This window comes from Labrenzia sp. THAF187b (genome assembly GCF_009363375.1).
Taxonomy (GTDB): Bacteria; Pseudomonadota; Alphaproteobacteria; order Rhizobiales; family Stappiaceae; genus Roseibium; species Roseibium algicola.
In genome coordinates this window covers 5,757,566-5,768,134 of the sequence record NZ_CP045344.1, presented here as the reverse complement: position 1 = coordinate 5,768,134, position 10,569 = coordinate 5,757,566, and the positions used below count along the sequence as shown (strand labels likewise).

10 protein-coding genes and 2 pseudogenes are annotated in these 10,569 nt (G+C 58.0%); 6 read left to right on the top strand and 6 right to left on the bottom strand.

The window, feature by feature from the left end:
* From FIV03_RS26475 to FIV03_RS26465, 3 genes are read right to left on the bottom strand one after another with little or no spacing between them, the layout of a single operon-like run.
* Positions 1-642, bottom strand: a complete 642-nt coding sequence (locus FIV03_RS26475) for a precorrin-8X methylmutase (RefSeq protein ID WP_152512089.1) — start codon at positions 640-642, stop codon at positions 1-3.
* 22 nt (positions 643-664) lie between these two features.
* Positions 665-1,828, bottom strand: a complete 1,164-nt coding sequence (locus FIV03_RS26470; RefSeq protein ID WP_152511566.1) for a sirohydrochlorin chelatase — start codon at positions 1,826-1,828, stop codon at positions 665-667.
* Positions 1,825-2,064 (bottom strand): DUF6732 family protein, encoded by a 240-nt coding sequence (locus FIV03_RS26465; RefSeq protein ID WP_031269597.1) that lies wholly within the window; start codon positions 2,062-2,064, stop codon positions 1,825-1,827. The genes FIV03_RS26470 and FIV03_RS26465 overlap by 4 nt, the downstream gene beginning before the upstream one ends.
* A 406-nt stretch (positions 2,065-2,470) precedes the next feature.
* On the opposite strand from FIV03_RS26465, the gene FIV03_RS26460 reads away from it, so the two are divergent.
* Both FIV03_RS26460 and FIV03_RS26455 read left to right on the top strand, forming a co-directional pair.
* Positions 2,471-2,845 (top strand): DUF2946 family protein, encoded by a 375-nt coding sequence (locus FIV03_RS26460; protein WP_152511565.1) that lies wholly within the window; start codon positions 2,471-2,473, stop codon positions 2,843-2,845.
* An 85-nt stretch (positions 2,846-2,930) separates the two neighbouring features.
* Positions 2,931-4,331: a PepSY domain-containing protein gene (locus tag FIV03_RS26455; protein ID WP_152511564.1), complete on the top strand. Its 1,401-nt coding sequence runs from the start codon at positions 2,931-2,933 to the stop codon at positions 4,329-4,331.
* Between the two features lie 159 nt (positions 4,332-4,490).
* Here the strand turns inward: FIV03_RS26455 and FIV03_RS26450 are convergent.
* Positions 4,491-5,294 (bottom strand): annotated as a pseudogene (locus FIV03_RS26450) (PP2C family protein-serine/threonine phosphatase); the annotation flags it as partial.
* Positions 5,295-5,486: 192 nt separating this feature from the next.
* A pseudogene (locus FIV03_RS31945) lies at positions 5,487-5,936 on the bottom strand (DUF3365 domain-containing protein); the annotation flags it as partial.
* Positions 5,937-6,253: 317 nt separating this feature from the next.
* Here FIV03_RS31945 and FIV03_RS26445 point away from each other — a divergent pair.
* The gene (locus FIV03_RS26445; RefSeq protein WP_173013954.1) at positions 6,254-6,772 is read left to right on the top strand and encodes an ACT domain-containing protein; all 519 of its coding nucleotides are present in this window, start codon (positions 6,254-6,256) and stop codon (positions 6,770-6,772) included.
* Between the two features lie 66 nt (positions 6,773-6,838).
* On the top strand, positions 6,839-7,153 hold the full coding sequence (locus FIV03_RS26440) for a DUF1905 domain-containing protein (RefSeq protein WP_152511561.1): 315 nt from the start codon (positions 6,839-6,841) through the stop codon (positions 7,151-7,153).
* A 69-nt stretch (positions 7,154-7,222) separates the two neighbouring features.
* On the opposite strand, the gene FIV03_RS26435 is transcribed toward FIV03_RS26440, so the two are convergent.
* Entirely contained in the window at positions 7,223-8,515 is a 1,293-nt protein-coding gene (locus tag FIV03_RS26435; protein ID WP_152511560.1) for an Hsp70 family protein, read from the bottom strand.
* Positions 8,516-9,109: 594 nt separating this feature from the next.
* On the opposite strand from FIV03_RS26435, the gene FIV03_RS26430 reads away from it, so the two are divergent.
* Both FIV03_RS26430 and FIV03_RS26425 read left to right on the top strand, forming a co-directional pair.
* Positions 9,110-9,898, top strand: a complete 789-nt coding sequence (locus tag FIV03_RS26430) for an ABC transporter permease (protein WP_152511559.1) — start codon at positions 9,110-9,112, stop codon at positions 9,896-9,898.
* Positions 9,895-10,554, top strand: a complete 660-nt coding sequence (locus FIV03_RS26425) for an ABC transporter ATP-binding protein (protein ID WP_152511558.1) — start codon at positions 9,895-9,897, stop codon at positions 10,552-10,554. The genes FIV03_RS26430 and FIV03_RS26425 overlap by 4 nt, the downstream gene beginning before the upstream one ends.
* Positions 10,555-10,569: the final 15 nt, after the last annotated feature.

Below are 10,569 nucleotides of genomic sequence, written 5' to 3'. Positions count from 1 at the left end.
TTACGTTTCCTCCGGCAGGCCGGCGGCAAGAGCGTTGACTGCGGCGGCAGCCATGGCCGATCCGCCCCTGCGGCCGCGAACAGCCAGGAAGGGAACCTTGAACGGATTGGAGATCAGAGCTTCCTTGGATTCCGCCGCGCCCACGAACCCGACCGGGAAGCCCAGAACCAGCGCCGGTTTCGGTCCGCCGGCGGCAATCATTTCAAGCAGATGGAAGAGGGCCGTCGGCGCATTGCCAACGGCAACGACAGCGCCGTCCAGCGTGTCGCGCCAGAGCTCGACCGCGGCCGCCGAGCGGGTCGTGCCGAGCTCTTTGGCAAGGGCCGGAATCGCGGGGTCATTCAAGGTGCAAACCACGTCGCAGTCAGCCGGAAGACGTGAGCGAATGACGCCATGCACCACCATTTCCACATCGCAAAAGACGGGTGCGGCCCGCGCGAAGGCATCCTGCGCGGCAGACAGGATATCCTCCGACCAGGCAAGATCCTGCGGAATGTCTGTCATGCCGCAGGCGTGGATCAGACGCACCGCGACCGGTTTCAGCCCGTCGGGTAGATGAGACAGTTCTGCTTCCGACCGCACGATTGAAAAGGACTGGCGGTAAATCGCCGCCGGGTCCTTTTCATAGTCGTAGGACGACATGGTTTCGGTGCTCACGGCAGCCTCAGTCTCCGCGGTTCAACGACCGGGGGCCGTGCGGATGGTCTGCGTGCGGGTAGGGGTGGTGGTGGTGATCGTGATCATGCCCGTGCCCGTGCCCGTGCGCATGGCTATGCCCATGCTCGTGCGCATGATCATGAGAATGGCCGTGATGATGCGCGTGGTCATGCCCATGGTCATGGGAGTGATCGTGATGATGATGACCATTGTCGTGGTGATGATGACCACCCGCTTGCACCTGCTTTTCGCAGGCCCCGGTGCAGATCTCGTCACACAGCTTGCATTCTGCTTCCGCGCCGAGGCCTTCCACGTGATGGTGGTGGCTTTCCTGGGCCAGACCCACTTCGGCTTCGAAGCCAAGGACCTGTTCGCGATACTTGCACATCTGGCAGTTCATCAGATTGGCGCCCTGCAGGATCTCCTGCACCCGATCGGCCATCGTGTCGATCACCTGCGGGTGGTCGTTCAGATAACCGGCTTTCAGGAATTCGATTTCCGGATGTTTGGCGGCAACTTCGTCCGTGGTCGAATAGATCCGCTGCACCAGTACGCCGGTGAACAGGAAATAGGGGAACACGATGACGCGCTTGTAGCCAAGCCTTGCCGCATGTTCGAGGCCGGGGCCGACCAGAGGGAAGGTGACGCCGGAGTAGCAGGTTTCCGCCCAGCCGAAACCGAAGCCTTCCCAAAGCATGCGCGTAATCTTGGAGACGTTGGAGTTCGCGTCCGGATCGGAAGCGCCGCGCCCGACCACCATCAGCAGGGTCTCGTGCAGCGGCACGTCGCTGTCGGCAGCGTCGATCGCTTCCTGAACACGGGCAGCGGCGGCTTTCACCATGCGCGTGTCGACGGCCAGTTCGCGGCCATAGGAGATCGTCATCTCCGGATGCATGGCCTGATAGGTGTTCAGGACCGAGGGAATGTCGTTCTTTGCGTGACCGGCGGCAAACAGCATGCCCGGCACAGCCAGAACGCGGGTACAGCCGGCCTCGCGCAGCTTGTTCAATCCGTCATGAATGACCGGGTTGGCGAATTCCAGATATCCGTATTCCACCGGCCAATCGGGGAAGCGGGCCGTCAGGCCTTCCGCCAGCTGTGCAAATTGCTTTACGGCACCCTTGTTGCGGCTGCCATGGCCGCAGATCATCAGTCCGAGTTTTTCGCTCATTGAGCAGCTTCTCCGGCAGTCTCGTCGTCTTCCGGACGGGCTTCAGGCGCGTCTTCGGCTTTTTTCTGCTTCTTGTCTTTGAGGGCGATGATGCCGGCGACGAGCGCGGCACCGGCAAGGGCTGCGACACCGACCCAGTGGGAATGACCGGCGAGTTCGCCAAGATGGCCCCCATGGGCGAAGGCGGAGGTAGGCAGCGCGGCGGCAAGGCCTGCAAGGATGGTCCGTCTGATCATGTCTCTCCCCAGTGGCTGGTGCCGGATCGGCAGCGTGGCAACAGGCGTCGGGAAGAATGAAAGCAAACACGCGCAAAAGCCGGCGGAGCCGGTTGATCTGCAGATGCCTTGGACAGCTCCGGCCTTGGTCCCCTGCTTGGGTCAACCTCATCCGGAATGGCTTTCAGTCCCTCCACGGGACGCCGTCAGGTGGGCGCACCTTAGGGGAGTGGCCATAGCGGATCAAGCATGAAAGCGACATCCATTGGCACGAGGCAGCCATGGCCTGAAACCGGCAATCGTTGCGTCTTGCGGCTCCCTGAAAAGAACCGGTTTGTCTTTGTCATCCCTTTGGATTAGTGATCAACCAGTCTCGATTCGGGGTAAGTGGGGCGTGGAAAACTTCCGGCGAAAACATCCAGACCTTATGGCGGCAGCCAGGCTACTGCTTCTGCTGCCGTTTCTGGTCACAGCGCTTGTGCCCAAGGGGTACATGCCGGACGTGCGCGCGGATGGTGGTTTTACCGTCACGCTGTGTACCACCGAGGGCCTTCGCACTGTTACGCTGGATGCGAACGGTGCAGAAATACCGCCTGGTTCCGACGAGGAAAGCCCTGCGGAAAAGGCCTCCCGCCATTGCGTCTTTGCCGGCGTCGGTGCGTTTGCTGCGCCCGACAGGGTGCCTTTCCTTTTCGTGCAGGAAGAGATCTCTCGCCAACCGGTTTCTCTACCTGCAAAGGTCTGGGCTTCCAGCACTCCGCGCGGTCGGAACTTTGCCCGCGCACCGCCGCTCAACGCGTGATCTTTCCGAACCTTTTCTGAATTCGTTTTGAACCCGAGGTCTGTCCGGCTTTTGCCGAACGGACGCACTCGGGTGTGGAGATCCCATGAGCAACATCTCTTCGGACGCTGTAAATGCGTCTACCCCCAGCCGATTTTACCTGGCTGCCTGGCGTTGGCACTTTTACGCCGGTCTTTATGTTGTGCCGTTTCTGATCATGCTGGCCGTCACTGGCCTTTCGATGATGTATATTTCCATTCTTGATGGCCGTGATGGGGAATACATCAAGGTTGCAGTTGCCGGCGAACCAGTGGCGCTGTCGCAGCAGGCCGACGCTGCGCTGGCAACGCGCGGTCAGGGCGCGAGCCTGGTGGAATGGATCGGCGCCAAGACCGCCGACGGAGCCAATGTCTTCCGCGTCAACGACGCTGGCACCAATTACATGGTGGCAGTTGACCCTTATTCGGGCTCGGTCGTTGAGAGCTGGATCCGGCGTGACGGCTGGTATGATTTGCTGAACGACATTCACGGTACGCTGCTGATCGGCGATCTTGGTGATCGTCTGATCGAAATCGCGGCCGGCCTTGCCATCGTGCTGATCGTGACCGGTCTTTACCTGTGGTGGCCACGGGCAGGCGGTGGAAGTGTTCTTGTGCCGGATCTTCGCGCGAGAGGTCGCGCACTCTGGAAGAGCCTGCACAAGGTGATCGGCGCCTATGTTTCTCTCATCCTGCTGGTCTTCCTGGTCAGTGGTCTCTCCTGGGCCGGTGTCTGGGGCGAGAAATTCGTTCAGGCCTGGAGCACCTTTCCAGCCGAAAAATGGTCCGACGTGCCTCTGTCCGACGACACCCACGCCTCGATGAACCATGGCTCGATAAAGGATGTTCCCTGGGGGCTGGAACAGACCAGCATGCCGATGTCCGGCTCTGATGCCGGCACCGACGCGATTGCTGCCGGAACGCCGATTGATCTGGACAGTATTGCCGCGTTCGGCCGGAAATTCGGCTTTGAAGGGCGGTTCCGGGTGAACCTTCCCGGCAATGAAACCGGTGTCTGGACCATCAACCAGGATTCCATGAGCAACGACTCAGAGAACCCGATGGTGGACCGCACGGTGCATATCGATCAATACACCGGGCGGATCCTGGCGGATGTCGGTTTTGCGGATTATTCCCTGCCGGCCAAGGGCATGGCCATCGGCATTGCCTTTCACGAAGGCGACATGGGGCTCTGGAACGTTGTACTCAACACTCTATTCTGCCTGTCGGTGATTTTTCTTTGCGTCAGCGGGCTTGTCATGTGGTGGCTGCGACGGCCCAAAGGTTCCGCGCTTCGGGTTTTTGCACCGAAAACGCCGGATGACCTGCCGCACTGGCGCGGCGCGATGATCCTGATGCTGGCTGTCTCCCTGGCCTTTCCGCTTGTCGGCATCACGCTGCTGAGCGTGCTGGCGCTGGACTATCTTGTTGTCAAACGCGTGCCGGTTCTGAGAAAGGCCATCGGATGACGAGGTAAGGGGCGTCTGAAGAGGCCACTGTCGGGTCCTCAACATTGCTGTTACCCCGGATAGGCGCCCCGGATAGGCGCTGCGTCGATCCGGGGTGACACGCATCCAAAATTTTTTGTTCGCAGTGTGCGGCAGCAAGCTGCGGCCAACGCTGCCTGCTTACTTGTGCCGGATCACCATCAGCGTAATGTCGTCATGCACCGTTTGTGTGTCGATATGGGCCTTGAGGTCCGCAAGGATGCCTTCCAGCACCTGCCCGGCCTTTGGTGCAGCGTGGCGGCGGGCACTTGCGACCAAGCGGTCCAGACCATACAGCACACCGTCCGGGTTTTCCGCTTCGGTCACGCCATCCGTATAGAGAATAATGAGATCTCCGGGACCGAAAGCCAGTTCCCTGGTTTCGATAAACGGTTCGATGTCTTCATCGAGGCCGATGGGGAAGCCGAGATCGACCGTATCGACGATGTCGCATTGGCCGTTGTCGCGGAGAATGATCAGTTCTTCGTGCTGGCCCGACAAGGTTACCTTGTTCGGTTCGAAATCCAGGAAGGACAGCGTCAGGTGCTTGTCGGTCCGGGTGCGCTTCAGGTTGCGACAGATGGCGCTGTTGAGTGCAACCAGGAACTGGCGCGGATCTGACGGTCCGCGTTCCTGCAGGGCGACGGCGATGGACTGAACCATCAGCATCAGAACACCGCTTTCCAGGCCATGGCCGGTCACATCGCCAATGCCGATCTTCACCTTGTTGTCCAGCTGCAGCACGTCGTAATAGTCACCACCAACTTCGTCTGCCGGTTCCATGAAGGCCGCGATTTCCAGTTCATGAATGCCGCCAAGCTCATCCTTGGTCGGTAGCACCATCATCTGGATCTGCCTTGCGACTTCAATTTCCGCTCCCAGCCGCAGGTTTTCGGACGTCAGCTGCTTGTTGAGATGCGCGATTTCCGTATTCGCGTGCTCCAGATTGACGTTCATCCGGTGAAACCGCGTTGCCTGGTGCCATTGCAGGGCGGTGACCGCAGCACCGATCGCCCCTGCACAGCCGAAATAAAGCAGCAGGTATTTGAACGACCAGAGGTTTGCGGCAATGGGTTGGCTGATGGTGATTGCCTGAATACCGCGCACGTCGCCCGTCTTCCAGTCGGTCTTGGGACTTTCCGGGTGGCTGTTGTGACAGGAAACGCAGGCCTCGCCCATCATGACGGGGGAGGCGATCTGGATCTTTCGGTCGAAGATCGATCCTTCGTAGGCAATCTCCAGGTCTGCAGGATCACGGCTCTGTCTGAAATCGTTCAGTGCCTTGATCTCGAAAGGCGTCAGGTTGTGTGACCCGCGCTCCATGAACGGCAGATCCGACACGAACCGGTATTGCAGATTATGGTCGTTGCCACCGATCACTTCCCCAAGCTCGATTGAGAGCGTGGCGGGGATCGGAATGCCGCCGGTCGTTTCGTGATATTCATGTGTCGGGGTGATGTCGCCCGGCGCCTGTTGAACCCGGGCGATCACGTTTTGCGCGTAATAGGTCCGGATCTTGCCGATGGCCTGGTCCAGGTCAACCGCCTGCGAGCGCAGGGAGGCATCTGAAATGGCGCGCAGGTCCATCCACACGGCAACAGGCAGCATGCCAAGCCCGATCAGCACCAGAACCAGAAAAACCGCCGGTCGTTCGATGAGCGTGAGCCAGAATTTGTCGACGCGGCGGGGTTCTGTCTGCTTCATGGGGAAACCTGATTTTCAGTATGAATTGAAACGGAATGTGGATCGGCAAGAAAGCCTGAAGGGAAACCCGATCAATCTTGCCATTATGACGGTTGTCTGCCGCAACGGCCACAGCTGGAGATGAGATTTTGCAGTCTTGTTTTCAGCACGTTGAAGCTGTCTAGTAGGATGGTCGAGTTCCAATGCGCAAGCGGGGCATCATGCAAACTCATCTTGTTTTCACGGTCATTGCAAAGGACCGGCCAGGCCTGGTCGAGCGGATGGCGGAAATCATCGCCGGCACCGGCGGCAACTGGATCGAAAGCTCCATGGCCCGCCTCGGCGGCGAATTTGCAGGCATCGTGCGCATTGCGATCGAGGGGCTGCATGCGGACGAACTGGTGGAAAAGCTGCAAGCTCTTTCCGCCGACGGCATCGATATCACGCTTCGCTCCGACCAGACCGGTGCCGAGCTGCCGGAAGGCGCATCCGCTCATCTGGATCTCGTCTCCCAGGACCACCCGGGCATCTTGCGGGATATCACCCGCGTTCTTTCCGAAAAGGGTGTCAGCATCGAGCATCTGGAAACGGAAGTCGTCTCCGGCTCGATGCAGGGAGAGGCCCTGTTCAAGGCATCTGCCGACCTGCGCCTGCCAAGTGGACTGGACCCTGCAAGCCTGAGCGACGCACTTCAGGAGACGGCAGGAGACCTGATGGCGGACATCAATCTGATTGACTGACGTCGCTCAATCCTGCCAGACGGAAGCGAGACGACACAGGCCTGGCAGGACAGAGGCTGCAACTTCATGCTCGACCGGCTGGATTTTACCGGCAAACTATGGCTGTCCGCCGGCCCAGGCGGCTGGACCTTTGTGACGTTACCGCCGGCCTGCGCCGATCAGATCCGGTTTTTCACAGGAAGCCGTAAAGGCAGCGCCTGGGGCATGATCAAGGTAAAGGCGTGGATCGGCGAGGCCGAATGGAGCACCACCATCTGGCCGGACAAGGCGTCGGGCTCGTTCCTGTTGCCGGTCAAGTCGGCCGTGCGCAAGAAAGAGAAGATCGCAGCCGGAGACACCGTTGACGTATCACTGTGGCTTCAGGTGCCGCCGGGTTTCTGACGGGGAGGGCTGTTTGAGCTTTTGAGTTCCGTCGGTCAGGCTCGTTCAGCCGGATCCGGGCAGGCGAACTCAGGCGGCAAGCGCCCAATCGGCCGCGTCCGTGCGTGCCCCGATCAGGGCAAGGCCGTTGGCAACCGACGTCAGCTCGTTGCCGCCGGAAATCCGCTCCTGGCCGAAGCGCTCCGCAAACTGACGGCGCACGGCAGGCACGAAGGAGGTGCCGCCGGTCATGAACACCCGGTCGATGTCGGCTTCGCTCAAACCGGCCTTTTCCAGCGTGACATCCAGCGCCAGGTCCATCTTCTTCAGGTCAGGCGCAATCCAGCCGTCGAAGTCCGCACGTTTCACAGTTGCCCGGAAGTCCGAACCGAGCGGGGCAAAAGTCAGCTCCGCCTCGTCTGCAGAGGACAACAGGGCCTTGGTTTCCGAGACGGATTTATAAAGCGGGTAGCCCTGGTCTTCTTCCACCAGATCGATGAAAAGCTCGATCTTCTCCGGTTCCACGCAGTAGCGCAGCAGCTTCTTCATTTCCTTGAAGTCGTCTGATGTCTTGAAAATCGACAGCATGTGCCAGCGGGCGAAGTTGGAAAAGAGGTTGGGCGGGATCTCCAGGATCTTGCCCATGCTCCGGTAGGTGGTGCCCTTGCCGAGCTTCGGCAGAACCACGTTGTCGATGATGCGATAGTCGAACGTGTCACCGGCAATGCCCACCCCGCCTCGGCCAAGTGGCGTCGCTTTCAGGTGCCCGGCTTCGGTCTCGAAACGCATGATCGAATAGTCGGTCGTGCCGCCGCCAAGGTCGGCAACCAGGATGGTCGTATCCTGTTCCAGCGATTGCGCGTAGGAAAAGGCCGCCCCGACAGGCTCCATAACAAAGAGGATGTCTTCAAAACCAACCTTCTGAAACGCCTTGCGATACCGCTCCATCGCCAGCTCTTCATCCGGATTATGCCCGGCAAACTCCACCGGCCGGCCAACAACGAGCCGCGTTGCCGCGGGATCAAACGCAGCGCCGGCCCGCTCGAAAGCCCGCTGCAGAAACGTCGCCATCAGATCTTCAAACTCGAACCGGACCCCGAAAACTCCGGTCCCCTTGAAAACGCGGCTCGCCGCAAAGGTCTTCAGCGACTGGATGAACCGCACATCCCCAAAGCTCTCCAGAAACTGCCGGATCGCCCAAGGCCCGACCTCCGCATTCAGCGCCTTGGCCGGCCCCCGGTCTAGAAAACTGAGAACGGTCGGAAGCGATGTGAAACTGTCATTGCCATCAACAAAGCTGATCGGCGCTGTCGCCCCCACACCCTGCGCCGAAACCGCGACCGTGTTGGAGGTGCCGAAATCAAGTCCGATGGTCTGTTTCATGGCAAAGTCCTTTTGTGTCACAGCGATTTGTACCGACGCCATTTTGCAATTGAATGGCGGTGGCTCATTCGAAACCGACGCAGGAGCGCGAAGGGCACTCCGAATACGGAGATCCTGCAAAAATGAAATGGCTGTGCGGGATAGGCGGGAACAAACGAAAACGCAAGCGGAAACAGGCTGTTTTTGACGCATTCGAGCCTGCATCCGTCGCAGCTTCCACCATCTGCTTGAGGGTGTCGTTTGGAGAAAGGCGAATTGTTGAAAGAGAATTTTGGCGTTGATGCCGGGAGCTTGTCTTCAGGACCTTGCCACAAGGTCGATATAACTAGACCGCACACTATGAGTTTCATCGGTGCTGTGGTCGCGATCGGAGATGGTCGCGGTCTCAGGCTGCAGACATTCGCACTTCCAGTTCGTGCAATTCATCCCGCCTTCGAAATCATTGTGGCATCGTGACACTATGTTGCTGCGCGAAATTCCGTTATGATACGGTCTGTCAGAAGATGGACATGAACTGTCTAAAGGTCTAGTCAAGACAACCAGTTGGCATTCGAAGAAAGCGTCAACAGAGATCAATAACTGCAGATTGACAGTATGCACTCAGAACCTTTGCGCCAGGGCCTGAAACGCCAATTCGCGATCACGTTTGCGTTGGTCGTTCGCGAAATGACCACCCGCTACGGAAACAAGTTCGGCGGTTACATGTGGGCGGTTCTGGATCCGGTTTTGACGATCGCCATCCTGACGACAGTATTTTCAGCAGTCGCTCATATCCCGCCACTGGGAAGAAGCTTCACCTTGTTTTTTGCGACCGGCTACATCGCATTCTACATGTATCGTTCAACTTCTGAGCAGGTAGGTTCTGCAGTCGAGGCAAACAGAGCGCTGCTGAACTATCCTGTCGTACGGCCTTACGACACGATTTTGGGAAGGATTTTTTTACAGGTAGCGACGCTTTTCGTCGTAAATGCTCTTCTTTTCGGGGCACTTTATTTCGTGGTTCCGTTTGAGAGTATCAACCTGGCACCCATCTTCCAGGCTTCCCTGATTGCAATTGCACTTGGTGCAGGAGTAGGGGCTTCGAACATCGTATGGTTTCACTTGAGCAGTACCTACCAGCAGATCTGGGGTATTATTAACCGGCCGGCATTCATCGTTTCCGGAGTGTTTTTTCTGCCAGACACCGTTCCGCATCCTTTCAGGGAATGGCTCATGTGGAACCCGCTTGTTCACATTGTTGGCCTTTTTCGAACCGGGTTCTACCCCACCTACCGGGCGTCTTGTGTCGACATGCCTTACATCGTAGGGCTATCCGTGTTTTCGATTGTTTTCGGATTTTTTCTGGTATGGCTTTATGACGCGCAGCTACGGGAGGCGAAATGATCAGGTTGGACCGCTTGACCAAACGCTTCAAGCTCAAGGGAGAGATGCGCTACATCGCAAGGGATGTGTCGTTTACGGTGCCCAGGGGAAACAGTATTGGTCTGCTGGGGCGTAACGGCGCTGGCAAGTCCACATTGCTGAGGCTGATAGCGGGTACGATCAAGCCGACTTCGGGCAGGATTATCCGTCTTGCCAACGTATCATTCCCGCTTGGTTTTCAGGGCAGCTTCAATGGATCTCTAACCGGAGAGCAGAATGTTCGCTTCGTCGCCCGCATTTATGGGCACGACACGGAACAACTGGTCGACTACGTTCAGGATTTTGCCGAACTTGGGAAATCCTATTACATGCCGGTAAAAAGTTATTCCTCCGGCATGAGAGCGCGGCTGGCCTTTGGCGTCAGCATGGGGATTGATTTTGACTACTATCTGGTCGACGAAATCACGGCCGTCGGCGATTCGAATTTCAAGAAAAAGTGCAAACGGGTTTTTGAAGAAAAACTCCAGAATTCTGACATCATCATGGTATCTCATTCAAACGCTTCTCTTAAAGAGTACTGCACGACTGGAATTGTGTTAGAAGATGGCAACTTAACCTTTTTTAACGATATTGACGATGCAATTAACATGCACAATGACAACATGGCACGCCGATAGGCCGGTCTCTGAATA

What these genes read in the sequence shown, in the direction of transcription:
- FIV03_RS26475 (WP_152512089.1), bottom strand. Translation starts at nt 642, where the DNA reads ATGTCGTCCTACGACTATGAAAAGGACCCGGCGGCGATTTACCGCCAG.
- FIV03_RS26470 (WP_152511566.1), bottom strand. Translation starts at nt 1,828, where the DNA reads ATGAGCGAAAAACTCGGACTGATGATCTGCGGCCATGGCAGCCGCAAC.
- FIV03_RS26465 (WP_031269597.1), bottom strand. Translation starts at nt 2,064, where the DNA reads ATGATCAGACGGACCATCCTTGCAGGCCTTGCCGCCGCGCTGCCTACC.
- FIV03_RS26460 (WP_152511565.1), top strand. Translation starts at nt 2,471, where the DNA reads ATGGCGGCAGCCAGGCTACTGCTTCTGCTGCCGTTTCTGGTCACAGCG.
- FIV03_RS26455 (WP_152511564.1), top strand. Translation starts at nt 2,931, where the DNA reads ATGAGCAACATCTCTTCGGACGCTGTAAATGCGTCTACCCCCAGCCGA.
- FIV03_RS26445 (WP_173013954.1), top strand. Translation starts at nt 6,254, where the DNA reads ATGCAAACTCATCTTGTTTTCACGGTCATTGCAAAGGACCGGCCAGGC.
- FIV03_RS26440 (WP_152511561.1), top strand. Translation starts at nt 6,839, where the DNA reads ATGCTCGACCGGCTGGATTTTACCGGCAAACTATGGCTGTCCGCCGGC.
- FIV03_RS26435 (WP_152511560.1), bottom strand. Translation starts at nt 8,515, where the DNA reads ATGAAACAGACCATCGGACTTGATTTCGGCACCTCCAACACGGTCGCG.
- FIV03_RS26430 (WP_152511559.1), top strand. Translation starts at nt 9,110, where the DNA reads ATGCACTCAGAACCTTTGCGCCAGGGCCTGAAACGCCAATTCGCGATC.
- FIV03_RS26425 (WP_152511558.1), top strand. Translation starts at nt 9,895, where the DNA reads ATGATCAGGTTGGACCGCTTGACCAAACGCTTCAAGCTCAAGGGAGAG.